The organism is Aeromonas sp. R5-1 (genome assembly GCF_040908265.1).
Classification (GTDB): domain Bacteria; phylum Pseudomonadota; class Gammaproteobacteria; order Enterobacterales; family Aeromonadaceae; genus Aeromonas; species Aeromonas caviae.
The window spans coordinates 46,220-69,560 of record NZ_JBFODJ010000129.1 but is presented as its reverse complement, the minus strand read 5'-3'; the positions used below and the strand labels follow the sequence as shown (position 1 = coordinate 69,560).

Sequence of the window (23,341 nt, the reverse complement as noted above, 5' to 3'; positions counted from 1 at the left end):
TGGCTAATAACATCATGTCGATCAGCCAATAACATCATGCCGATCACCATTTTTCTACCCGCAGGAACTGCGTCTTTCTTTTACTCTGCCTGATCGGCATCGGTCAAGTTGATGCCCTGTTTTCGCATCGACTCACCTGTCAAACCTACTCGTACCGCTCTGTGGATCAGCCGGTCCAGGATCGCTTCTGCGAATGTGGCCTCTCCGATCATCCCATACCATTTCTCTACCGGCAGTTGGCTCGCAACCACTGTCGAGACCCTCCCGTAACGGGTATCGATGATCTCCAGCAAATTACTGCGCTCGGCCGCATCCAGCATCTCCATGCCCCAGTCATCCAGGATCAGCAAGCCCACATTATTCACCTGCTCCAGCAGCTTCGGATAACTGCCATCCGCCTGCGCCAGTCTCATCTCTTCCAGCAGGGTTTTCAGCCGGTAGTAGCGCACCGCTACGCCTTGCCGGATAAAATAGCGGCCCAACGCACAGGCCAGGTAACTCTTCCCACAGCCTGCCGCCCCCGTCAGCAGCAGGTTTTGCTGATGAGCCAGCCACTGCCCTTCCAGTAGCTGGCGGATCTGCGCTTTGCTTATTCCCCGGCTGGCACGGTAGTCCAGCTGCTCAATTTGACCGGACAATCGAAACCGCGCTTGCTTCTCCAACCGGTTAACTTTGCGCTGCTCCCGTTGCACCAGCTCATGACTCAGCAGCAGTTGCAGCCGCTCTTCAAAGCTCATGTCCTGATACAACGCGCTCTGTGTCTGTTGCTGACTCAGCGCCTGTTTCACACCGCCCAGACGCAGGGTGCTCAGTTGTTCATCGAGATGTAATTGCATGCTCTTTTCCTTGTTGAGTGATGGATTAGTGGAAGTAGTGTTCGCCGTGGACATTGTCATGATGGATGTCTTGCAACGGATCCTGGCGTGAGGTGGCAACTGGTTGTTGTTCCAGCCCGTGTTTGAGCATGTTGCGGATGTGGTGCAGCCGGTTGGCGCCGGTCAGATAGCCACGTAGACAGGCGGCCTCCAGCCGCGCCTTGCCATACTTTTTGCTCTGTCCCAGCAGGGCCTGACAAGGTCGCACGGCTTGGGCCGGATGCGCTGCCTGGCGGATAAAACTATCCACCCAATGCGTGGTATAGGGCCCGATGGACGCGGCCCAGCTCAGTAGGCGTTCAGGTGAGCACTCCAGCAGTGCCTGGTGATGCGCTGGCATATGGGCGGGCAGACTGCTGTGCTGGCCTTTGCGATGACTGCGTGGGTGCTGAGCGACGACCTTACCCGCGTGATACAGGGTGACCGTACGCTCCGCCAGATGGGCTTCCAGCCGCTTGCCCTGCAAGGCATAAGGGACCGAGTAATAGTGCTTCTCCAGGTCGACGTGGTAATCCTTGCCGACCAGCACCGACACCACTTTGGTGTACTGGTAGGGGTACGCTGGCAAGGGCTTGAGTGCTGGCGCATCGAGCTCGGCAAACATGGATGCGCGGCAACCGGGCAGCTTCTGGAAGGGTTTCTCATTGAGCCGGGTCAGTAACCCGGATATCCGTTGGTTAAGCTGAGCCAGGCTATGGAAGGTCTCATGGCGCAGTACCGCCAGGATCCAGCGGGTGACGATCTGTACCCCCACCTCGGCCTTGGATTTATCTTTCGGCTTGCGCGGCCTGGCGGGCATGATCGCTGTGCCGAAGTGAGCGGCCAGCATCTGGTAGGTGGGATTGAGATCCGGGTCAGTATTGCGTGCCACGCTGACCGCACTCTTCAAGCAATCAGGCACCACCAGTTGCGGGACGCCGCCGAAAAACTCAAAGGCCCGCTTGTGGCTCATCACCCAATCCTCAAGCTGTTGGGAGCGGGTGGCTTCAGCAAAGGTGTAGTTGGAGGCCCCGAGCACCGCGACGAAGACCTGGGCCCGATAGAGGATCTCACCGGTATGAGGATCCACGATGGGCATGGTCTGGCCACAGTAATCGACAAAGAGTTTTTCGCCCGCGATATGGGTCTGGCGCATCGACGGTTGCAGCACCGATGCCCACTCCTTATAGAGCCGACAGAAATGGTTGTAGCTGTAGTGGGCACCGTTATTGCGCTCGGCATACTCCTGCCACAGTAGCTCCAGCGTTACCCCTTTTTGACCGGGCTGTTTGAGCTCCTGATGGAGCACGGCCCAGTCAGGGAGCGGTTTGTGGCGGGTTTTGGACACCGCGCGGGTGCTGAGGAAGGCACGCTCCAGGGTGACATCATCCCAGCGCTCACAGAGCGGCCAGGTAGTGATATCCAACTGAGCAGCGCGATTGAGGTAATAGGAGACGGTGCTGGATGAGATATGCAGGCTGAGGGCGATCTGACGATGCGCCAGTTGAGCCTGATATTTGAGACGAAGGATTTCTTTGAGTTTTCTCACGGTGATAGGCCTCGCAGACATGCACTTTCCTCTTTTGGGTCCAGTTGGAAAGTGCGGGTTTAACGAAGCGGGGAGAAGAAGTCATCAATAACATTCATGCCGATCATGGTTTCCCATAGAGGAAAAAAGTGATCGGCCTGGGATGTTATTGGGCGATCGGCATGGATGTTATTGAGTGATCGGCATGAATGTTATTGAGCGATCGCCATGCGTGGGAATACGCAGCTGCTGAATGTCTCCTATGACCCGACGCGGGAGCTGTTCCAGGAGTACAACAGTGCCTTTGCCAAGGAGTGGAAGGCCAAAACCGGCGACGATGTGGTGGTGAGCCAGTCACACGGTGGCTCAGGCAAACAGGCTCGTGCCGTGGTGGACGGACTGGAGGCTGACGTGGTCTCCCTGGCGCTGGCCTATGACGTCGATGCGGTGGCCAAGGCAGGTCTCACCGCCAGCGACTGGGAAGGGCGTTTGGCCAACAATGCCTCTCCCTATACCTCCACCATCGTCTTCCTGGTGCGCAAGGGGAATCCCAAGCAGATCAAGGATTGGGGCGACCTGGTGCGCAAGGATGTCGCCATCATCACCCCCAACCCCAAGACCTCCGGCGGTGCGCGCTGGAATTATCTGGCTGCCTGGGGCTATGCCCTGAAGAAAAGCGGCACTGAAGGGGGCGCGAAACAGTTTGTCAGCGATCTGTTCAAGAATGTGAAGGTGCTGGACTCAGGGGCACGTGGCGCCACCACCAGCTTCATCGAACGCGGGCTCGGGGATGTGTTGCTGGCCTGGGAAAATGAAGCGTTGCTGGTGCTCAATCAGCCGGGCACCAGCGACAAGTTCGAACTGGTGGTGCCCTCGGTCTCCATCCTGGCCGAGCCGCCGGTAGCCGTGGTGGACAAGGTAGCCAAGAAGCATGGTACCGAGGCCGTCTCCAAGGCTTACCTCGAGTATCTCTACTCTGACGAAGGGCAGCGCATCATCGCCAAATACCACTATCGTCCGAGCAATCCGGCGATCCTGAAGGAGACAGCGGCCCAGTTCCCCAACCTGACGCTCTTTACTGTCAAGGATCTGGAAGGCGATTGGGACAAGGCACAGAAGAAGCACTTTGCCCAGGGCGGATCGTTTGACCAGATTTACCAACCGGGCCGCTAAGAGACGCAGGCCCCTGTGACAACAGATAGGAGTACCACGATGAACAAGATCCTTCTGGTTCCCGGTCTGCACAACAGTGGGCCGGATCACTGGCAGAGCCGCTGGCACCAGCAATTTCCCCAGTGGCAGAGAATGATGGGTCTGCCCTGGGACAAGCCGGATCTCACGGTCTGGAGCGCAAAGCTGGCGAGCAAGCTCAGGAGCCGGCGCAGCCGGGTCCACCTGGTCGCCCACTCCTTCGGCGCTCTGACGGCCATCGCTGCCGCCAGACTGCAACCAGACAAGGTCTCTTCCATCTTCATCGTTGCCCCTGCCGATCCTGCCCGTTTCGGTATCCCGGATGAGGTGTTGACGGGGTCCATCAAAGTCTCTGCCCAGTTGATCGCCAGCCGCAATGACCCCTGGATGAGTTTTGAGCGGGCAGAGTTCTGGAGCCGGCAGTGGCAGGTGCCGTTGTTCGATGCGGGGGAAGTGGGCCATATCAATGCCCAGTCCGGCCATGGGGAGTGGCACCAGGGGCTCGCTTTGCTCGGCACCCTATACCGCCGTGCCGAAATGGTGGTGGAGCCTGCTCCTGCCGAGTGGGGCAAGCAGGCTGCACTCAGTTTTCGATGAGGGCGCCTCGGATTGTCTCGGCACGATTTCCAGACAGGCTGGCAACTTGGCCAGCGTGACTGACTTTGCATGTTCCCGGTTTTACCGCTCCGTCTTTTAGGTCTTTTATTTATATAAAAGACCTTTTTTTATGCTTATCGCTCTAAAAGCCTTGTTCCACCATTGTTAGATAAAAAAGTGCTTAGCAAAGGCATTATTGGTGTTTGTTGTCCCTGGCCGCCGTGAGCAAAATCGTCACATCCAAAGTATTTATAACAAACGGATGTGTTATGCGATTAAGTTCTTATTCCGTCCTGCCAGGCCTGGGGCCAACGCTGGGCTTCAGTCTGCTCTATCTGGGCATACTGGTGCTGCTGCCGCTCTCGGCACTGGTGCTGTTTGCGGTGAACAACCTGAGCGCCGCCGAGTTCTGGCAGGTGATCGGCTCCCCCCGGGTGCTCGCCTCCTTTCGCCTGAGCTTTGGCGCCGCCTTCATTGCCGCCCTGCTCAACAGTCTGTTCGGTCTGATACTGGCCTGGGTACTGGTGCGCTATACCTTCCCCGGCCGCAGACTGGTGGATGCGCTGATCGACCTGCCCTTTGCCATGCCGACTGCCGTCTCCGGCATTGCCTTGTGCGCCATCTTTGCCCCCAACGGTTGGATTGGCCAATGGGTCGCTCCGCTGGGCATCGAGCTTGCCTACAACCCCATAGGGGTGGTCATTGCCCTGACCTTTATCGGGCTGCCCTTTGTGGTGCGTACCCTGCAGCCGGTGCTGCGGGAAGCGGAGAGCGAGCAAGAGGAGGCGGCCGCGAGCCTGGGTGCCAACCGCTGGCAGACCTTCATCCGGGTACTGTGGCCGACCCTGGTACCTGCGCTGCTCACCGGTTTTGCCCTGGCGTTTGCTCGCGGCGTGGGGGAGTACGGCTCTGTCATCTTCATTGCCGGCAACCTCCCCATGGTGTCCGAGATTGCACCCCTGATGATCATGAGTCATCTGGAGGAGTATGACTACGCCGGTGCATCGGCCATTGCGTCCGTCATGCTGCTCATTTCCTTTGTGCTGCTGTTGCTCATCAACAAGTTGCAAGCCTGGAGCTGGGCTCGCATCGGAGGAAGCCGTATATGAACGCCTCTACTGCACATCTCGATCAGGCCCAGGAGTCGGCTCCGGCCACCCCGGCGCGTCATCCCCCGGTGACCCATGAACCGGTCTGGGTCAAATGGCTGCTGGTCACCGTCGGTCTGGGCTGGTTTGCCGCCTTGCTGCTGTTGCCGCTGGCCACCGTCTTCATCCAGGCGCTGAGCCCGGGTCTGGCCTTCTTCTGGCACGCCATCAGCGAGCCGGATGCCCTGAGCGCCCTGGGGCTGACCGCTCTGGTGACGCTCTGCTCGGTGCCCCTGAACCTGCTGTTCGGGCTGGCCGCTGCCTGGGCCATCGCCCGGTTCCGCTTCCCTGGCCGGCAACTGCTTATCACCCTCATCGATCTGCCGTTCTCGGTCTCGCCGGTCATCGCGGGCTTGATGTTCGTGCTGCTGTTCGGCAGTCGCGGCTGGTTCGGCGAGTGGCTCAGCGAGCACGACATCAAGATCATTTTCGCTACCCCGGGGATCATCCTGGCGACCACCTTCATCACTGTGCCCTTCGTGGTACGCGAGCTGCTGCCCCAGATGGAGGCGCGGGGCCCGGAGGAAGAGGAGGCCGCCATCATGCTGGGGGCGAGCGGGTTGCAGATGTTCTGGCGGGTGACCCTGCCCGGCATCCGCTGGAGTCTGATGTATGGCCTGCTGCTCTGTACCGCCCGGGCGGTGGGGGAGTTTGGTGCTGTCTCCGTGGTTTCCGGCCACATTCGCGGCCAGACCAACACGCTGCCGCTGCACATCGAGATCCTTTACAACGAGTACCAGACCGGTGCCGCCTTCGCGGTGGCCAGCCTGCTGGCGCTGTTCGGGATCTTCACCCTGCTGGGTGAGACCCTGTTGGCCAGGCTGCGAGGCCAACCGACCCAATCCCATTGATCCCGAATTAACGGTTATAGGAGAGGCATTCATGAGCATTCAGGTTCAAGGGCTCAACAAGCATTTCAATCAGTACGCGGCGCTGGCCGACATCAACCTCGATTTTCACGACGGTGAGCTGGTCGCCCTGCTCGGCCCCTCCGGCTGCGGCAAGACCACCTTGCTGCGGATCATTGCCGGGCTGGAGCAGGCGGACAGTGGCAGCGTCATCATCCGCGGCGAGGATGCCTCGGATCTCCATGTGCGCGAGCGCAACGTTGGCTTCGTGTTCCAGCACTACGCCCTGTTTCGCCACATGACGGTATTCGAGAACGTGGCCTTTGGCCTGAGGGTCAAGCCGCGCAGCGAACGCCCGGACGAGGCGGCCATCCGCACCCGGGTCAAGGAGCTGCTGGATCTGGTGCAGCTCAGCCACGTCGCGGCACGCTACCCGACCCAGCTCTCCGGTGGTCAGCGCCAGCGGGTCGCCCTGGCCCGGGCCCTGGCGGTGCAGCCCAAGGTGCTGCTGCTGGACGAGCCTTTCGGCGCCCTCGATGCCCAGGTGCGCAAGGAGCTGCGCCGCTGGCTGCGTGAGCTTCACGACGAGCTGCATGTCACCAGTCTGTTCGTCACCCACGATCAGGAAGAGGCCCTGGAGGTGGCGGACCGGGTGGTGCTGATGAACGCCGGCAAGGTAGAGCAGATTGGCACCCCTGCCGAAGTGTATGATCAGCCCGCCAGTGCCTTCGTGCACAGCTTCCTTGGCAGCGTAAACCTCTTTCGTGGCAGGGTGGCCGGGCAGGGGCTCGGCATCGGTGAACAGCAACTGGGTGGCCCCATCCCCTCCCATCTGGCAGAAGGGAGTGCGGCCATCGCCTATGTGCGCCCCCACGAGCTGGAGATCCTGCCCTCGGATGCCCCCGGTGGCATTCGCGCCACCATTACCCGCCTGCTGCCAATGGGGCCGCGCATTCGAGTGGAACTTCGTGGCGATGGGGAGACGGGAGGCGCCCACTACGAGGCCGAACTGAGCAAGGAGGCCGCCCGGGCCTTTGCCCCCGGCCAGGGGGTGCGTCTGGTGGCCAGGCAGGCACAGCTCTATCCCGACTACCAGATCTGAGGGCAAGCCGCGAGGTGCGGCCCTCTTTCAGGCTTGCTGCCGGGCTATGATCCCGGCAATCCATAACAAGAGGACGGTGGCACGAGCCACCGCCACTCAGCGCAGGAGGCGATGAGGTGAACTTTCAGCAATTGCGAATCATTCGGGAGGCGGCACGGCGGGATTACAACCTGACCGACGTGGCCAATGCCCTCTTTACGTCCCAGTCCGGGGTCAGCCGCCACATTCGCGAGTTGGAGGAGGAGCTGGGGCTCGCCCTCTTCATTCGCTATGGCAAGCGTCTGCTCGGCATGACCGAGCCGGGCAAGGAGTTGCTGGTGATCGCCGAGCGTATCCTTGGGGATGCCGACAACATCCGCAAACTGGCGAGCACCTTTGCCAATCGCGACTCGGGCCGGCTGCTCATCGCGACCACTCATACCCAGGCCCGTTATGCCCTGCCGAGGGTAGTGAAGGCGTTTCGGGAGCAATTTCCCCTGGTACAGCTGGAGCTGCGTCAGGGAAGCCCGGAGGAGATAGTGCGGCTGGTGCAGACCGGCGAGGTGGACATCGGCATCAGCAGCGAGCAGCTCGACAAGAGCGAAGGGGTGGTGGCCTTTCCCTACTACCGCTGGCACCACAATATCGTCGTGCCGGAGCAGCACCCTCTCACCGCCGAGCGGGAGCTGACCCTGGCCGCTCTGGCCCACTGGCCCATCGTCACCTATCAGGCCGGCCTCACCGGTCGGGCACGGGTGGATGATGCCTTTGCCGAGGCGGGTATAGTGCCGCAGATCCTGCTGACCGCCCAGGACTCAGACGTCATCAAGACCTATGTCGAGCTGGAGATGGGGGTGGGCATACTGGCGGACATGGCGTTCGATTCCCAGCGGGACAAGGGACTGGTGCAACTGGACGGCAGTCGGTTGTTTGCGCCGCACACCGCCTGGATTGGCCTCAAGCAGGGGCAGTTCCAGCACAACTTTGCCTGGCAGTTCATCCAGCTCTGCAACCCCGATCTGGCGCTGGCGGAGATCCAGGCCCGCGCCATGAGCAACGAACCCCTGCTCGACTATCAGATCTGAACCGAGGGATGGATGAAAAACGGGGAGCCATGTGCTCCCCGTTTGTTTGATGTTGACCTGATCTGGCACGGGAAACGCCGAGCGGGTTCCCGCCAGGTCGGATACGTCCCATCACTGCGCTGTCCAGGCCTCCTGCCAGTGGGAGCCTACGCCCGGTTCATACTGGGTGGCCGTGCTCGCCCACTGGCTGCACCAGCAGCTGTAGGGGAAGGGTTTGCACTGATAGACCTTGCCGTTCTTCGGCTGCAGCACCCGGGTTCCGGCGGTGTAGGACTTGAGGCCGTCCGGGAAGGTGAACTGGTAATCGCCCCCGCTTGCCGGATCCTTGAACATGAGGTCCAGGGTCTGCTGCACCGCGTCACCACCGGCCTTGGGTTTGCCCTCGATCACCAGCTGGTGGTGGCCTGCACTCAAGCCGGTCAGTGCCATGGAGAAACTCTGGCTGCCGTCCTTGATGTCGGCACTGCTCTGCCCTCTGGCGACACCGCCGTGGTCATAGAGGGTGTTGGTGATGGCGAGATCCCCCTGGGCCGTGACGGTGAACATCAGGGTGAGCTTGCCGTTGTCGAGCGTGTAGTCGCTCGCCAGACCGCTCACGCTGATCCCGTTCTCCACCGGGGGCTGCTGTTGCTCAAGCTGGATCTCGACCCGTTGCAGGTTGCTGCCAGCCTTGAGGTAGACCGGGTTCTGGCCATAGACGGGGTTGAACTGGCCGTCCGTACCTTGCTGGCCTGCACGGATCTGGCTCTGCTCGGCGTTGATCTTGCTCGCCAGGGCGTGGGCCCAGTTGTTCTTCTGGCCCTGCCCGGCGTTGGCGATGGTCAGCTCGGTCTGGAGATCGGTGCGCTCGCCATTGGCATCGAACACCCGGGTTCTGGCTTTGTCACCCGCCACCAGGTCGATGGAGGGATAGATGGTCCCTCCCTGGCTCCAGGTCAGCGGTGGCTGGGTGCCATCCTTGAACCGGGCGTCGATCAGGTTGTAGAAGCTGTTGGCGGTATCCCCTACCTCCCACACCCCGAGAATGACCTGATAACCGGTACGCGGGGGCAGGGTGCACTGATGGGTCACCTGTTTGGGGGGCTGCACCATGTTGCCATCGATGACGCAGAAGGGATTGAGATCGAACGCATCCCGGGTGAGGGGCTGGTTCGGGTTCCAGTCCTGCTTGGTGAGGTAGTAGCGCCAGTTGCGGGTCACGTGGTTGGCGGTGAAGGTCCAGCTGATGGCGAAGGGACCGGCCTGCACCTCACGCTTGGTCCAGCGATCGAGGGTCTGGGTGTTGAGCTCGCCGAATTGGGGGTGACCGGCCGAGGCTATCTGGCCGTCGGCGGGGCCGCCATCGGGGAAGCCGGAGGGGGCTTCCAGGCTCTGGGGTTCCCACTGGATGGCGCCACACTGGATGTTGCCCCCTGTCTTGCACAGGTAGTTGCGCCCTTCGGGCTGGCTGATGTAGCCGTGAGCGAGCACGCCGCCACTGGCCAGCAGCGCCAGCGCTGCCGCGAGATGGGTGAGTCGGATATTTGCTGCCATACATTCCTCTGTTCGGTGATGTGGGCAGTCACGTTGGCAGGGGAGTTCCCCGAAACACGGTGCTGCAACCCCGCTATCCTGGACAGCTTGTCTTTAGACCGGAGGCTTTGCGTCCTGGCCTTTCAACCAGTTTGCCAAATGACTACAGAAAGGATCATGGTGCCGCCTGTGGCGACCACCCATCATGGCTATATTTTGTTAAAAAATTAAGTGTAAAAATTGACAGTGCCGTCTCATCGGAGCAGCGCATCAGCGGCAGATCGCTCCGTCGGGATCTGCGCGCTGGTTCAGTGCGAGAGGGTGGCCCGGGAGAGGCTCCCGTGGCCATGACAGGAAAGGAGCCCCTGCAAGCCTGGCAGGGGCTCATGGGGCCACTCAGTGGCGGGGTTGCATGCCTGCTCGGGAAGAGGACGCCTGGGTCGGTCGCATCATCCTGTCCTGGGCTTGGGCGTTGTCCAGCTTGAACACCGCCAGTCGCTCGTCGAGGCTTCGGGAGAGACCGGCCAGCAGTTCGCTCTCCTGGGCCAGCTGGGTGGCCGCCTGGGACATCTCGAGCGCCGAGTCGTTGATGCCGCTGACGTTGCGGTTCATGTCTTCCGCCACCATGCTCTGCTGCTCCGCCGCCGTGGCGATCTGGGTCGCCATGTCGCTCACGTGCTGGATGTGATTGACGATGAGGGAGAGATCCTGCCCCGCCTTCTCGGACTGGTTGACGCTGCTCTCCGCCAGCTTGCGGCTGGCGTCCATGGCGTTGGCGGCGGTGACAGCCCGTTGCTGCAACTGGGTGATGGTACTCTGGATCTCCTCGGTGGAGTGGCGGGTGCGACTGGCCAGCTGGCGCACCTCGTCGGCCACCACGGCGAAGCCACGGCCCTGCTCGCCGGCCCGGGCCGCCTCGATGGCGGCGTTGAGGGCCAGCAGGTTGGTCTGCTCCGAGATGGCGCTGATGACCGCCGTCACCTCGCTTATCTGCATCACACCCTCCTTGAGCTGGTTGACCTGCGAGGTGGCCTGATCCACCTCGGTGGCCAGCGCCTGGATGCCGTGCACGCTGGCATGGACATCCTGGTTGCCGAGCCCGGCCTCGCTGGTGGCATCCTGGGTGTCGCGGGCCGTATTCTCTGCGTGACCCGCCACGTCGGCGATGGTGGCGCTCATCTCGTTCATGGCGGTGGCGAGCTGGGCGAGCTGATCCCGCTGACTGTTGACCGCCTGGTTGGTCTGTTCGGCGGAGGCTGCGATGCGCAGGGCGGCATCCGCCACGTTGCGGGCCCCCTGGCTCGCCTCCAGCAGGGCGCGGCGGATGGCATCCAGCCCCTGGTTGGTGGAGCTGGCGACGGCGCCGAGCTCATCCCTGCCCAGCACCGGGATGCTGACCACCAGATCGCCGGCCGCGACCCGGGCCATGGCCTTGTTGATCTCGGCCAGGGGATTGACGATGGAGCGGCTGATGGCGAGTCCCAGCAGCCCCATCAACAGGATCACCAGCAAGGTGGCGCCACCCATCCACTCATATTGGGACCACATGGTGGCCTCAATGTCCTGCAACAACACACCGGAGCCCAGGATCCAGCCCCAGGGCTGGTAGCCCGTCACCAGCGACATCTTCTGGGCCGCCTCGCCGGACGGGGAGACCCACTGATACTCCAGCCTGCCCTGGTGGCCGCCCTTGCCGAGATCCACCATGTGCTGCCAGTGGGACTCGGCAGGGTTGTTGCCCATCTGCTGGCCGACCAGCTCGGGTTTGGCGGGATGCACCACCACCCGACGATCTTCATCCAGCACGAACAGGTAGTTGTCCCCGTCAAAGCGCATGCTGTCGAGCATGGCCTTGGCCTGTGCCTTGGCCTGCTCCGGGGGGAGGGTGGCGGCCAGGGCCTGGATCCGGCTCATGGCCAGATCCAGCACCGCCTGCAGCCTGGCTTCCCGTTCACTCATCAGATTGCGGTGCAGGGCACTGGCCGAGATGAGCAGCAGTGCGATGAAGCCGACCAGGGCCAGTGAGAGCAGCAGCATCAGCTTGCGACTCACGGGAATATCACCGAGCTTGAACATAGTCTTATCCTTACTTTCCCATGCGGGTCTGACTGTGGCCGAACTGCCGGCCGGACCTGATTGTTATTATTTTTAACATATCATTAACTTTCAATGGGTTGCGGTGGAAAACAGCCAATTGAGCAGTTTGACAACCAGTATAGCCAGCAGACAGAAACCCTCGCTTTTGATAGCGTGATGGCGCGCATCCCGGCGCACAATTTGTCTGCTCAATTTGCAAGAAGTGTGAATGGGTTGGCATTTCACCAAAAAGGAGTGGGCGCCCCGTGGTCGCCCCATAACAAGAGGGAAGTTATGAGTTCCATTGCCAGGAATTATCTCAACCAGCTCAATGCCGATTACCTGCAGGTGCACAGACGCAAGGAGGACCTGTTCTGGTCCACCTACATGGGCACCAGCGACGATCAGGCAGGCTTCACCGCGGCCGAACAGGCCTACAAGGCGTTCTGTGCCGATCCTGCCCGCCTGCCGGTGCTGCGGGAGATGCATGCCCAGGCCGAAGAGGCGGATCTCAGGCGCGGCCTGGGGGGCTGGATCGCCTTCTTCGAGTGCAACGTCATCGAAGATCCCGGTGCCTCCGCCCTGATGGACGAGCTGGTGGCCGCCGAGGCGGATCTCTTCACCCGTCGCAAGGGGTTGAAGCTCACCTTGCTGGACGAGCAGGGCCGCCAGGTGCCCGGCAGTCTGCCCGCCGCCAGCACGGCGCTGGCCGCCAGCAGCGACGAGGCGGTGCGCCAGAGCGCGCTCGCCATGTTCCAGACCCTGGAGCAGTGGGTGGTCGGCAACGGCTATCTGGCCATCGTCGCGCTGCGCAACCGCTTTGCCCGTGCCATGGGCTATCGCGACTACTTCGATTACAAGGTGCACAAGAACGAGCAGATGAGCCCGGAGCAGCTGTTTGCCATTCTTGACGACTTCATCGCCCGCACCGATGCCCGCTTGCACCAGAGTCTGGCGGAGCTGAAAGCGGCCAAGGGGGAAGCAGCCCTGCTGCCCCACAACCTGCGCTACAGCGTGAGTGGTGACGTGACCCGCCAGCTCGACCCTTACGTGCCCTTCTCCCGGGCGCTGAAGGATTGGGTCGAGAGTTTCCGCCGGCTCGGCATCCAGTACCGCGGTGCCACCCTCACCCTGGATCTGCTGACCCGGGAGGGAAAATACGAGAACGGCTTCTGTCACGGCCCGGTGCCGAGCTTCTGGCAGGATGGGGAGTGGGTGCCGGCGGTGGTCAATTTCACCAGCCTGGCCAATCCGGCCCAGGTGGGCAGCGGCTGGAGCGGGCTCAACACCCTGTTCCACGAGGGAGGCCACGCGGCGCACTTTGCCAACGTCACCGGCAACGCGCCCTGCTTCTCCCAGGAGTTTCCGCCCACCTCCATGGCCTATGCCGAGACCCAGTCCATGTTCTGCGACAGCCTGCTGGACGACGCGGACTGGCTCAAGCGCTACGCCAGAAACGCGGCGGGAGAACCCATCCCCGATGCGCTTATCCAGGCCATGATTGAAGCGCGCCAGCCATTTCGCGCCTTCAACGAGCGCCAGATCGCGCTGGTGGCCTACTTCGAGCGGGATCTCTATGCCATGACAGAGAACGAGCGCACCCCGGCAGCCGTGCTGGCCCTGGCCCGCAGGTGGGAGCGCAAGATCCTGGGGGTGGATAGCCCGCGCCCGCTGCTGGCCATCCCGCACCTTCTGAACCAGGAGTCGGCCTGCGCCTATCACGGCTATCTGCTGGCGCTGATGGCGGTGGAGCAGACCCGCGCCTATTTCCTGAGGCGCGACGGCTATCTCACCGACAACCCGCGCATCGGGCCGGATCTGGCCGCCCACTACTGGGGACCGGGCAACGGCATGACCCACGACGAGACACTGCAGAGCCTCACCGGCGAGGGGTTCAGTGCGGTGCCGCTGGCAGAGGCGTGCAACCGGAGTGCCGCCGAGGCGTGGCAACAGGCGCAAGCATGCATGGCGGCCGCGCGGCAGCGCCCACCGGCAGGGGAGGGAACGCCCCTCGACGCCCATATCCGGGTGGTACACGGGGCCGAGCTCATCGCCGACAACAGCGAGTCCGAGGCGCGCATGCTGGCAGAGTTCGAGGCCTGGATCCGGCGCCTTGAGACCGCTGAACCAGTGACCCTGGCCTGAGCCCTGTGTCGCACCATGAAAAGAGCCCCATCAGGGGCTCTTTTTTGTGGGTTGAGATGACCTGACCCCATGGCGCCAGCCTTGGATTGGCTGGTGGACAGGCTCAAGTGTCCTTGACGGCGCTGCCCGCTGGTTTTTCTTCCTGCGCCATCTTCCTGGCCTTGACGACCTGCGCTGAGGCGCCCGGTTGCTGGCAAGAGGCGACGCCCTGCCCTTGGCAGGGTGTCTGCATGGCGGGCTGACGGCCATTTCCCCCTGCTGGCCACAGATATGTTTCTCCCGATATATTGAGTATTCACGGCGATCCCATATCATGGCGCTCGCTCGCCACCAGAGGGTGGCGGCATTCAGATGATTTGCTAACAAGAGAGCCCAGAAGGCTCGCAGAGGGATGGATAGTGAGAGCCGTATTGCTGTGTTTGCTGGGGCTGTGGCCCGCGTTGAGTTTTGCCACTCTGTCCGCCGATATGGTGGTGGTGAAGAAGTCGAGTTACAGCCTGACCCTGATGAAGGATGGCAAGGAAGTGAAGCGCTACTGGATTGCCCTGGGCCCGGCTCCCAAGGGACACAAGCAGCGTGAAGGGGATCAGCGTACCCCGGAAGGTCGCTATACCCTGGACTACAAGAAGAGCAACTCCGGTTTCTACAAGGCCATTCACATCAACTACCCGAATCTGGACGACATCAAGCGCGCCAACGAGCTGGGTGTGAACCCGGGCGGCATGATCATGATCCACGGCCAGCGCAACAGCCTGGGGGATCGCAGGGTGCAGCCGTCCAACTGGACCAATGGCTGCATCGCGGTGCTGAACCACGAGATGGACGAGATCTGGAACGCCATCGAGCCCGGCACCCCCATCATCATCGAGCCCTGATCCTGTCTGCCAACGCCCGCTCTCATGCGGGCGTTGCATTTGTCGCAGACCATGACGTGACACTGCCTCCTGCGCCGTGTTAGTTTTTCCGGTTCGCATTGGCTGTGACAAGGATGATCCCATGATGTCGGAAACCCGCCTCCCTGTGCCCGAGCGCACGGGGGCGCTCTGGTGGCGTGCCACCCTGGATATGCTCCCGCTCTCCATTTCCGTCATCCCCTGGGGAATACTGTGTGGCGCCCTGGCGCTTCAGGCGGGTATGAGCCCGCTCCAGGCACAGCTGATGTCGCTGCTGGTCTATGCGGGGGCGGCCCAGCTCTCGGCCACCACCTTGTTCGGGGCGGGGACGCCGCTGCTGCCCATCATGGGCTCCACCATGGTGATCACCTCCCAGCATCTGCTCTATGGCTTCACCTTCCGGCGCGACGTGCTGCCGCTCTCCCTGCGCTGGCGGGCCAGTCTCGCCTTCTTCCTGACCGACGAGATGTTTGCGGTGGCGCTGAAAGACAGGGAGCGCAGCGGCGCCTTCAATCCCGCCTATGCGCTCATCGCGGGCTTTGTCTTCTATCTGTTCTGGAACCTGGCGACCCTGCTCGGCATCGCCGCCGGCCAGTACATTGACGGGCTGGACAAGATGGGGCTGGATTTTGCCATCGCCGCCACCTTTATCGCCATGACGCTCCCCGCCATGAAGAACCTGCCCATGGTGGCGGCCACCCTGGTGAGCGGCGGGACGGCGCTCGTCACCAAGCCGCTGCTGGCGGAGATCCACATCATCGTCTCGGCCCTGGCCGGCATGGTGGTGGGCTATGTGCTGCACCGGATGAGGAGGTGATCATGGGCTGGCTGATGATAGGGCTGCTGGCTCTGATCACTTTCTTCAACCGTTTTGCCTTCTTCTCGCGGTTGACCCGCTATCAGCCGGGGGCCGAAATGGGGGCTTTCCTCAGCTTCTCGGCCCAGTCGGTGCTGACCGCCATCTGGCTGCCCATCGTCTTCAGCTATGAGCCCGGCCGCGGGCTGGACTGGGATCCGGACTACCTGGCCGCCACCCTGCTGGTGACGGTGCTGACCCTGCTGCGCCTGCCTACCCTGGTGGTGGTGGTCGTCGGCATGGGGGGCTTCTTCCTGCTGCGCTGGCTGGGGGGCGTGGCCCTGTTCTGGCCCTGGTGAAGGGCGTGCCCTGATCCGGCATGGCGGATGTCTTGATGGGATATCCGCCCTGTTGGGAATGTCACTTCAAAAAAGACCTCCCAAGTGTGAGGATTTTGGTTCCACCCGCCACGGAGTGAACCATGTCCTTCACCGAAACCTGCCAGCGCATCGTGCGCGACCCTCTGCTCTCACCGGCCCAGAAGGGTCGGGCCCTGGCGCTCGCCGCCGAAAACGCGTTGCCTTACCCCGAGTTGCCTGCCGCCGTGCAGGATGCCATGGCACAAGGGGTGCTGTGCGACATGTTCGAGGGACACGCTCCCCACAAACCGCGCTACGTGCTGCCGGATTACGCGCGGTTTCTGCGACAGGGCTCGGCCTGGCTGGAGCTGGCGCCACCCCTGGACTTCGACGAGGCCCTCGATGCCCTGCGCATCCTCTACCATCACGTGCCCTCCGTCACCGGCATGCCGGTCTGGCTGGGGCGCCTCGATCACCTGCTGCTGCCCTTCGTCGGTGAGCTGGATGATGAAACGCTCCATCGCAAGCTGAAGGCCTTCTGGATCTACCTGGATCGAGTGCTGCCGGATGCCTTCATGCACGTCAACATCGGCCCCGATGACAACCGGATCTGCCGGCTGATCCTGCACATTGACAGGGAACTCCAGCAGGTGACGCCGAATCTCAGCCTGTTCCACGACCCGGTGCAGACCCCGGACAGCCTGTTGCTGCAAGGAGTCGAGAACATCTCGGCCTGCAGCAAGCCCCACATTGTCAACTATCCGCTTCACAGGGACACCTTCGACGAACGCGGCTTTGGCATCGTCAGTTGCTACAACGCTCTGCCCCTGGGGGGCGGTGCCAATACCCTGGTGCGCCTCTCCCTCAAGGGCGTGGCCGGGCAGAGCGCAGGGGTTGAGGATTTCATGGCGCGCACACTGCCTCACTACTGCGAGCAGGCCTCGCGGCTCATCGAGGCGCGCGCCGCTTTCCTGCACCGGGAGTCGGGTTTCTTCGACAGCTTCCTGGTGGAGGAGGGGCTGATAGAGGAGGCGCGTTTCGTCCCCATGTTCGGCATCTTTGGCATGGCGGAGGCGGTGAACCTGCTGATGGAGAAGGGAGGCTTGCCGTGGCGCTATGGCCATGACGATGAGGCCAACCAGCTTGGCTATCGCATCTCGGCTCGCCTCTCCGAATGGGTGGCCAGGAGGGGCCAGACCCATGCCTGGGGCGGCCGCGCCCTGCTCCACTCCCAGGGGGGACTCAGCGTGGACAGGGGCGTGACTCCGGGGGTTCGGATCCCCTATGGCGAGGAGCCGGATCCCGCCAGTCACCTGCTGGCTCTGGCGCCCCACCACGACTTTTATCACTCCGGGATCAGCGAGATCCTGACCCTGGATCCCACCATACGCCAGAACCCTCAGGCGCTGCTGCAGCTCTGCAAGGGGGCCTTCGCCCTCGGCATGCGCGAATTCAGTGCCAACGTGGCGGACAGCGATCTGGTGCGGGTGACCGGCTATATGATCCGCAAGAGCGACGTGGCCCGCTTCGCGGCAGAAGGCTCGCGGCTGCAGACCACCTGCCTCGGCGCCGAGGCGAGCGAGCTGACCGAGATCCGCCAGCGGGCACCGCGGGTGGTGGCTATCGAGACCCTCTTGAATGAACACTGAGAACGGCAGGCAGAAGGGGGCCGAGTTCAGGGCGACGGTGAGCCGCTGGCTGCCCTTCTCCTGCGTGGACGGCCCCGGCAACCGGCTGGTGCTGTTTTTGCAGGGCTGCAACTTCCGCTGCCCCGGCTGCCACAACCCCCACACCATGGGGTTGTGCGATCACTGCGGTGACTGCGTGCCCGGTTGCCCGGGCAGAGCCCTGGCGATGCAGGAGGGGCGGGTGAGCTGGCAAGCCGAGCTTTGTACCCACTGCGACCGTTGCCTCGATGTCTGCCCTCGCCACGCCAGCCCCAAGACGCGCCAGATGTCGGTGGCCGAGGTGCTGGCCCTGCTGCGCCGTTATGGCCCGCTGCTCACCGGCATCACCGTCTCCGGCGGGGAGGCGACCACCCAGTTGCCCTTCGTGATCGCCCTGTTCACGGCCATCAAGGCTGCGCCGGATCTGGCCCGTCTCACCTGCCTGCTCGACAGCAACGGATCCCTGGGTGAAACGGGTTGGCAGCGGCTGTTGCCGGTGCTGGACGGCGCCATGATAGACCTCAAGGGGTGGCACGAGCCCGTGCATCTGGCCCTGACCGGGCGGGGCCGCGAGCGGGTGCTGGTATCGCTGCAACTGCTGGCGCAGGCGGGCAAGCTGGCGGAGGTGCGGCTGCTGATGGTGCCGGGGCGGAGCGATTTTCTCGATGCCACCGGCGCGCTGGAGGAGGCGTTGACGACCTTTTTGCTGTCGCTGGGGCCCGTGCCCATCCGCCTCAACGGCTTTCGCCACCACGGGGTGCGAGGGGAGGCGCTGTCATGGCCAGAAGCCGGGTCGGCTGACCTGACAGTGCTGGCCAACGCATTGAAGGCCAAGGGGTTTGGGTCGGTGATGCTGCCTGCGATCTGAGCTCTGCGGCACGTAGGGATGCTGTGACCCGATATGACGCAACTGTGAACTCTGTCTATAGGGGCTGTCCGAGGGGACGGCTAGAATGGGCAAACCGTCCATCACCAACAGATACCCATGAGTGAATCCAACGCCCTTTATCGAGTGCAGTTCATTTGTCACAGCGAGCGTTACGAAGTCTATGTAAGAGAGGTGAATCAGGGCCAGCTGTTCGGCTTCATCGAGATCGCCCACTTCGTGTGGGACAACCACACGGCACTCATCGTCGACCCCAGCCACGAGAAGCTGAAGAGCGAATTTGCCGACGTCACCCGCACCCTTATTCCCATGCACCACGTGCTGCGGGTCGATCAGGTGCGCAAGCAGGGGGCCGCCCGCATCACCGAGCTGGGCAACAACGTCACCTCTTTCCCAGGCCCCATCTATACCAAGAAGCCCTGATTCCTGCGGCCAGGCATCATTTTGGGGCGTCCAGCTCCCGGGCCAGTTGCAGGATGCGCTGACGGAACCAGCGCAGTGCGGGATCTTCCCCCAGGGGGCCATACCACACCAGGCTGTGGGTCACGGCGCCGTAATCGAAGGGGACAGGGCGGCTCACCAGCCCCTGGGTACAAGCCCGGGTAGCCCAGCCCTTCACGGCCGTGAGAATGAGATCGCTCTGGCGCAGCAGGGCGGCGGCGCTGCCAAAATCCGGCAGGGTGACCCCCAGTCTGCGCCGTACCTGGCGCTGGGCCAGACTCTGCTCGAAGAAGGGGTCGGCCAGCTCCTGATCGCGAATGGCGATATGGCGCCAGCTCAGGTAGGCATCGAGATCCCAGGGGCGCGTCAACGCCGGATGATCCGCGCGCATCAGGCAGACCAGCTCGTCCTCCCGCAAGGTTTCCCAGACGAGGCCGGGCTGATTGACCCCGGGCTGGCTCTGATCGTGGGGCAGGATCACGAAGTCGAGCTTGCCCGCCGCCAGAGCAGCCAGTCCCTGCTCGTCCTTGTTACGCACGACGGGCATCAGCCCCGGCACCTCCTGCATCAACTGACCCAGTACGGCTCCCATGGGCCAGATCATGCTGCTCTCCCGCATCGCCAGGTTCAGCTCCCCCTGCCAGTTGGCAGGGGCAAATCCTTCCTGGCTGGTGAGGCCGTTGAGCTCCCCCAGCAGGCGGCGCAGCGTCGGGCCGAGGCGCTCGGCAAACGGGGTCAGCAGCAACTGGTTGCCCTGGCGGTAGAGCAGTTGATCCCCCAGCAGTTCGCGCAACTGGTTGAGGGTCTTGCTGACGGTGGAGGGGGTGGTGCAGAGGCGCTCGGCGCTGCGGGTCACGCTGCGGGTGTCGAGCAGCAGATGCAGGGTCACCAGGTGGCGACCGCCGAGGCGGGAGAGGGCAATGAGATCCATCACGGTTCCACGGGCAAGGGGACAAATGAAAAGCCCCGCCTGAGCGGGGCTTGCGGGCTTAGCCCTTGAGCACGGCGGCCATGGCGTCGGCCACGTAGTCGACGTTGCGGCTGTTGAGGCCCGCCACGCACATGCGACCGGAGCGCACCAGATAGACGGCGAACTCTTCCCGAAGGCGGTCCACCTGCTCCGGCGTGAAGCCGGTGTAGCTGAACATGCCGCGTTGGTTGATGAAGTAGCCAAAATCGCGGCCCGGCACCTTGGCACTCAGCACCTCGAACAGCTTCTGGCGCATGGCCTTGATGCGGGTGCGCATCTCGGTCACCTCACCGACCCACATGGCGTGCAGTTCGGGCTGGCTCATTACCGCCGCAGTGATCTGACCGCCGTGGGTGGGGGGGCTGGAGTAGTTGCGGCGCACGGTGGCCTTCATCTGGCCCAACACCCGGCCCGCCTCTTCGGCATCCTGGCAGATGACCGACAGGCCGCCGCAGCGCTCGCCGTAGAAGGAGAGGTTCTTGGAGAAGGAGTTGCTGACGAAGAAGCTGACGCCGGCGGCCACCATGGCACGAATGGCGTAGGCATCCTCTTCCAGCCCGTCACCGAAGCCCTGATAGGCGATGTCCATGAAGGGGATCAGGTTCTTCTCGACCACCAGGGCGATCACCTGGTCCCACTGGGCACGGGAGAGATCCACCCCGGTCGGGTTGTGGCAGCAGGGGTGCAGCAGCACGATGCTTTTCGCTGGCAGGCTGCTCAGGCAGTCGATCATGGCGTCGAACTGCACGCCGCCGGTGGCCGCATCGTAATAGGGGTAGTCGTGCACCTTGATGCCGGCCCCCTCGAACATCGCCTTGTGGTTGTCCCAGGTGGGATTGCTGACCCACACCTCGGAGGTCGGGAAGTAGCGCTTGAGCAGATCGGCGCCGATCTTCAGCGCGCCGGAGCCGCCGATGGTCTGGATGGTGGCGATGCGACCCGCCTTGACCGCTTCGTGGTCGGCACCGAACAGCAGGTGCTGCACCGCGGTACGGTAGTTGGCGGCGCCTTCCATCGGCTGGTAGGGGCGCGGGGCCGGGGCGGCGGCGCGCTGCGCTTCGGCCTGCTGCACCGACGGCAGCAGCGGAATGCGGCCCTGCTCGTCGTAATAGAGGCCGATCCCCAGGTTGACCTTCTGCTCGCGGGTATCTTTGTGGAAGGTTTCGACTAGCGTCAGTATGGGGTCGCCAGCATAGGCATCGACGTGTTCAAACATGGGGGGTCCTTGAAGTTGACTGTCCAATTCGGCCGGCCATCAGCCGGGCCGATATGATGGCGCAATCCAGAGGTGGCCTCAAGTTGTTCGAGATGGCGACAGGGCTGACAAAGTCTGTCGCAGTGGTGAATGCGGGGCCCTTGCCAGGATCCTGCATCCCGTCTGCACGTTCCCCCCATTTTGTCAGAGAAGGCTGCCTTATCGGCATCGTTTGGATAATATATGGATGCATACGGCCCCTCTCATTCCCCTCCCACCCATCCGGGGGAGCCAGGTTCGGCGCCGCCTGAGACAAAAGAAATAGTTGCATAATAGTCAGGCTATTCTTTTGACAACCATTGCAGTGTGCCCGGCCCCTTCTGGGGGCCCACGATAACAGGTGACTCATCGCCGATGACCCGACATGTTTCTGATGCCGATTCCCCCTGGCTGGACTGGCACGGCCTGGGTGGCTGGAATGTCTATTTTCTTGCCAAGTTCGCCCTGCTCTGGGGGGGATATCTCAACTTCCACCCCCTGATCAACCTGGTGTTTGCCGCCTTCCTGATCTTTCCCCTGCCAAGGGCCGGGTGGCGCCGTGCGCGGCACTGGCTGGCGTTGCCGGTGGGGGCGGGGATCTTCTATCACGATACCTGGTTGCCGGGGATAGAGAGCATTCGTGCCCAGGGTAGCCAGGTCTTCTCCTTCACCCTGGATTACTGGGCTGAGCTGCTCGGGCGTTTCATCAATTGGGAGATGGTCGGCGCGGGGTTCGTGCTGCTGACGCTCTATCTGTTCATCGCCCAGTGGTTGCGCTTCACCCCCTGTATCCTGCTGGCGCTGCTCTGGCTCTGGGTCTCGCCCCAGGTGAGCAATCCCTTCGCGAGCAGCAAGGGGACGAGCGAGCACGCCCTGAACACGCCCCGGGAGGAGACCCGCCCCTCAGTGCTGCCCATGGAGGAGCAGCTTGACCAGAGTGCCCCGCCGCCCAACGAGAACCTCAACGCCTATCTCGATGACTTCTATCGGGAGGAGCAGGAGAGGCTGGTGCACTTCCCGGAGAGCCTGCCAGCCCAGGCGACCCCCTTCGATGTGCTCATCATCAATGTCTGCTCCCTGGCCTGGCGTGACGTGGAGGCGAGCGGCCTGACCGGGCACCCGGTCTGGTCCCACTTCGACATTCGCTTCAACCGCTTCAACTCCGCCACCTCCTACAGCGGCCCGAGCTCCATTCGCCTGCTGCGGGCCAGTTGCGGGCAGACCAGCCACCAGGGGCTCTATGTGACGGCGCCGAAGCAGTGTCTGCTGTTCGAGAACCTGGCCCAGCTCGGCTTTGCCAAACAGGTGGCCATGGATCACTCGGGGGATTTTGGCAACTACCTGACCGGCCTGCAGCAGTATGCCGGGCTGGATGTGACCCCCATGGACAAGAAGGGGCTGGCCCATGACCTCGCCTCCTTCGATGGCGAGCCCATCTATCGCGGGGATGCCCTGTTCGGCCGCTGGCTGAACGAGCGGACACAGAGTCAGGCGGCACGCAACGTCACCTTCTTCAACCTCATCGCCCTGCACGATGGCAACCGCTATGTGGCGAGCCGCCAGATAGCGCCCTACAAGGCGAGGCTCAAGACCCTGCTGGATCAGCTGGACGACTTCATGACGACGTTGGAGCAATCCGGCCGCAAGGTGGCCGTGGTGATGGTGCCTGAGCACGGCGCCGCTCTCACCGGCGACAAGATGCAGATGGCCGGGCTGCGGGACATTCCCAGCCCGAGCATCACCCAGGTGCTGGTGGGGGTTGCCCTGCTCGGTACCAAGGCGCCCCACGAGGCGACCCGCAGCGTGGACACCCCCAGCAGCTTCCTGGCGGTATCAGAACTGGTCTCCAGGCTGGTGGGGAAGGATGTGTTCGGGAGCGAGACCATCGATTGGGATGCCCTGCTGGGCGACCTGCCGCAGACCCCGTCGGTGTCCGAGAACCAGGGCTCGGTGGTGATCGAATATCAGGGCAAGTACCACATCAAGCTGGGGCAGGGGGACTGGGTCCCCTATCCCCAATGAGACCGGAG

Annotated in this window: 20 protein-coding genes and 1 riboswitch; of the genes, 14 read left to right on the top strand and 6 right to left on the bottom strand. The window is 62.8% G+C overall.

The features are described 5' to 3' along the window. Positions 1–80: 80 nt before the first annotated feature. Both istB and istA read right to left on the bottom strand, forming a co-directional pair. Positions 81–836 carry an IS21-like element helper ATPase IstB gene (istB, locus tag AB5Y64_RS18790; RefSeq protein WP_024945936.1) on the bottom strand — a complete coding sequence of 252 codons (756 nt, stop codon included), beginning with the start codon at positions 834–836 and terminating at the stop codon, positions 81–83. Between the two features lie 25 nt (positions 837–861). After that, entirely contained in the window at positions 862–2,424 is a 1,563-nt protein-coding gene (gene istA / locus AB5Y64_RS18785) for an IS21 family transposase (protein WP_024945937.1), read from the bottom strand. Between the two features lie 186 nt (positions 2,425–2,610). On the opposite strand from istA, the gene AB5Y64_RS18780 reads away from it, so the two are divergent. From AB5Y64_RS18780 to cbl, 6 genes are all read left to right on the top strand, one after another. Then, positions 2,611–3,555: a sulfate ABC transporter substrate-binding protein gene (locus AB5Y64_RS18780; RefSeq protein ID WP_368204333.1), complete on the top strand. Its 945-nt coding sequence runs from the start codon at positions 2,611–2,613 to the stop codon at positions 3,553–3,555. A gap of 39 nt (positions 3,556–3,594) precedes the next feature. Then, positions 3,595–4,170, top strand: a complete 576-nt coding sequence (locus tag AB5Y64_RS18775; protein ID WP_010672824.1) for an alpha/beta hydrolase — start codon at positions 3,595–3,597, stop codon at positions 4,168–4,170. 269 nt (positions 4,171–4,439) lie between these two features. Beyond that, positions 4,440–5,279 (top strand): sulfate ABC transporter permease subunit CysT, encoded by an 840-nt coding sequence (cysT, locus tag AB5Y64_RS18770; protein WP_039039454.1) that lies wholly within the window; start codon positions 4,440–4,442, stop codon positions 5,277–5,279. Continuing rightward, positions 5,276–6,169, top strand: coding sequence for a sulfate ABC transporter permease subunit CysW (cysW, locus tag AB5Y64_RS18765; RefSeq protein ID WP_010672826.1), 894 nt, complete (start codon positions 5,276–5,278; stop codon positions 6,167–6,169). The genes cysT and cysW overlap by 4 nt, the downstream gene beginning before the upstream one ends. A 31-nt stretch (positions 6,170–6,200) precedes the next feature. Next, a complete protein-coding gene (locus tag AB5Y64_RS18760) occupies positions 6,201–7,268 on the top strand; it encodes a sulfate/molybdate ABC transporter ATP-binding protein (RefSeq protein WP_010672827.1) in 1,068 nt (355 codons plus the stop codon). 116 nt (positions 7,269–7,384) lie between these two features. Further along, positions 7,385–8,332, top strand: coding sequence for an HTH-type transcriptional regulator Cbl (gene cbl, locus AB5Y64_RS18755; protein ID WP_043156146.1), 948 nt, complete (start codon positions 7,385–7,387; stop codon positions 8,330–8,332). 111 nt (positions 8,333–8,443) lie between these two features. On the opposite strand, the gene gbpA is transcribed toward cbl, so the two are convergent. Beyond that, positions 8,444–9,865 (bottom strand): N-acetylglucosamine-binding protein GbpA, encoded by a 1,422-nt coding sequence (gene gbpA, locus AB5Y64_RS18750; protein ID WP_368204332.1) that lies wholly within the window; start codon positions 9,863–9,865, stop codon positions 8,444–8,446. Positions 9,866–9,925: 60 nt separating this feature from the next. Next, a riboswitch (cyclic di-GMP riboswitch) is annotated at positions 9,926–10,011 on the bottom strand. 229 nt (positions 10,012–10,240) lie between these two features. Then, positions 10,241–11,920: a methyl-accepting chemotaxis protein gene (locus AB5Y64_RS18745; protein WP_143238089.1), complete on the bottom strand. Its 1,680-nt coding sequence runs from the start codon at positions 11,918–11,920 to the stop codon at positions 10,241–10,243. Between the two features lie 294 nt (positions 11,921–12,214). On the opposite strand from AB5Y64_RS18745, the gene AB5Y64_RS18740 reads away from it, so the two are divergent. The 7 genes from AB5Y64_RS18740 to AB5Y64_RS18710 all read left to right on the top strand — a co-directional run bounded on the left by AB5Y64_RS18740 (position 12,215) and on the right by AB5Y64_RS18710 (position 19,089). After that, positions 12,215–14,065 (top strand): M3 family metallopeptidase, encoded by a 1,851-nt coding sequence (locus AB5Y64_RS18740; protein ID WP_161469991.1) that lies wholly within the window; start codon positions 12,215–12,217, stop codon positions 14,063–14,065. Between the two features lie 398 nt (positions 14,066–14,463). Then, positions 14,464–14,940: a murein L,D-transpeptidase family protein gene (locus tag AB5Y64_RS18735; RefSeq protein WP_029313677.1), complete on the top strand. Its 477-nt coding sequence runs from the start codon at positions 14,464–14,466 to the stop codon at positions 14,938–14,940. A 121-nt stretch (positions 14,941–15,061) separates the two neighbouring features. Then, a complete protein-coding gene (locus AB5Y64_RS18730) occupies positions 15,062–15,775 on the top strand; it encodes an AzlC family ABC transporter permease (RefSeq protein WP_049635962.1) in 714 nt (237 codons plus the stop codon). Between the two features lie 2 nt (positions 15,776–15,777). Beyond that, the gene (locus tag AB5Y64_RS18725) at positions 15,778–16,113 is read left to right on the top strand and encodes an AzlD domain-containing protein (protein WP_049635961.1); all 336 of its coding nucleotides are present in this window, start codon (positions 15,778–15,780) and stop codon (positions 16,111–16,113) included. A gap of 122 nt (positions 16,114–16,235) precedes the next feature. Next, positions 16,236–17,762, top strand: a complete 1,527-nt coding sequence (locus AB5Y64_RS18720; RefSeq protein ID WP_368204330.1) for a YjjI family glycine radical enzyme — start codon at positions 16,236–16,238, stop codon at positions 17,760–17,762. A gap of 37 nt (positions 17,763–17,799) precedes the next feature. Then, the gene (locus AB5Y64_RS18715; protein ID WP_368204335.1) at positions 17,800–18,648 is read left to right on the top strand and encodes a YjjW family glycine radical enzyme activase; all 849 of its coding nucleotides are present in this window, start codon (positions 17,800–17,802) and stop codon (positions 18,646–18,648) included. A gap of 117 nt (positions 18,649–18,765) precedes the next feature. Beyond that, a complete protein-coding gene (locus tag AB5Y64_RS18710; protein WP_010672837.1) occupies positions 18,766–19,089 on the top strand; it encodes a DUF1820 family protein in 324 nt (107 codons plus the stop codon). Between the two features lie 16 nt (positions 19,090–19,105). Here AB5Y64_RS18710 and AB5Y64_RS18705 read toward each other — a convergent pair whose 3' ends face one another. Then, complete coding sequence (locus tag AB5Y64_RS18705; RefSeq protein WP_103858055.1) at positions 19,106–20,038, bottom strand: LysR family transcriptional regulator; 933 nt, start codon at positions 20,036–20,038, stop codon at positions 19,106–19,108. Between the two features lie 58 nt (positions 20,039–20,096). Beyond that, the gene (locus tag AB5Y64_RS18700) at positions 20,097–21,293 is read right to left on the bottom strand and encodes an amino acid aminotransferase (protein ID WP_113069628.1); all 1,197 of its coding nucleotides are present in this window, start codon (positions 21,291–21,293) and stop codon (positions 20,097–20,099) included. 393 nt (positions 21,294–21,686) lie between these two features. Between AB5Y64_RS18700 and bcsG the strand changes: the two genes are divergently transcribed. Continuing rightward, complete coding sequence (bcsG, locus tag AB5Y64_RS18695) at positions 21,687–23,333, top strand: cellulose biosynthesis protein BcsG (RefSeq protein ID WP_335829570.1); 1,647 nt, start codon at positions 21,687–21,689, stop codon at positions 23,331–23,333. The last annotated feature ends 8 nt before the right edge of the window (positions 23,334–23,341 follow it).

Excerpts from the sequence above, each read along its gene's own strand:
- AB5Y64_RS18710 (WP_010672837.1), top strand. The coding sequence starts at position 18,766 with ATGAGTGAATCCAACGCCCTTTATCGAGTGCAGTTCATTTGTCACAGC.
- cysT (WP_039039454.1), top strand. The coding sequence starts at position 4,440 with ATGCGATTAAGTTCTTATTCCGTCCTGCCAGGCCTGGGGCCAACGCTG.
- AB5Y64_RS18730 (WP_049635962.1), top strand. The coding sequence starts at position 15,062 with ATGATGTCGGAAACCCGCCTCCCTGTGCCCGAGCGCACGGGGGCGCTC.
- cysW (WP_010672826.1), top strand. The coding sequence starts at position 5,276 with ATGAACGCCTCTACTGCACATCTCGATCAGGCCCAGGAGTCGGCTCCG.
- istB (WP_024945936.1), bottom strand. The coding sequence starts at position 836 with ATGCAATTACATCTCGATGAACAACTGAGCACCCTGCGTCTGGGCGGT.
- AB5Y64_RS18700 (WP_113069628.1), bottom strand. The coding sequence starts at position 21,293 with ATGTTTGAACACGTCGATGCCTATGCTGGCGACCCCATACTGACGCTA.
- AB5Y64_RS18780 (WP_368204333.1), top strand. The coding sequence starts at position 2,611 with ATGCGTGGGAATACGCAGCTGCTGAATGTCTCCTATGACCCGACGCGG.
- gbpA (WP_368204332.1), bottom strand. The coding sequence starts at position 9,865 with ATGGCAGCAAATATCCGACTCACCCATCTCGCGGCAGCGCTGGCGCTG.
- AB5Y64_RS18760 (WP_010672827.1), top strand. The coding sequence starts at position 6,201 with ATGAGCATTCAGGTTCAAGGGCTCAACAAGCATTTCAATCAGTACGCG.
- AB5Y64_RS18705 (WP_103858055.1), bottom strand. The coding sequence starts at position 20,038 with ATGGATCTCATTGCCCTCTCCCGCCTCGGCGGTCGCCACCTGGTGACC.
- AB5Y64_RS18775 (WP_010672824.1), top strand. The coding sequence starts at position 3,595 with ATGAACAAGATCCTTCTGGTTCCCGGTCTGCACAACAGTGGGCCGGAT.
- AB5Y64_RS18740 (WP_161469991.1), top strand. The coding sequence starts at position 12,215 with ATGAGTTCCATTGCCAGGAATTATCTCAACCAGCTCAATGCCGATTAC.
- istA (WP_024945937.1), bottom strand. The coding sequence starts at position 2,424 with ATGTCTGCGAGGCCTATCACCGTGAGAAAACTCAAAGAAATCCTTCGT.
- AB5Y64_RS18720 (WP_368204330.1), top strand. The coding sequence starts at position 16,236 with ATGTCCTTCACCGAAACCTGCCAGCGCATCGTGCGCGACCCTCTGCTC.
- AB5Y64_RS18725 (WP_049635961.1), top strand. The coding sequence starts at position 15,778 with ATGGGCTGGCTGATGATAGGGCTGCTGGCTCTGATCACTTTCTTCAAC.
- bcsG (WP_335829570.1), top strand. The coding sequence starts at position 21,687 with ATGACCCGACATGTTTCTGATGCCGATTCCCCCTGGCTGGACTGGCAC.
- AB5Y64_RS18745 (WP_143238089.1), bottom strand. The coding sequence starts at position 11,920 with ATGTTCAAGCTCGGTGATATTCCCGTGAGTCGCAAGCTGATGCTGCTG.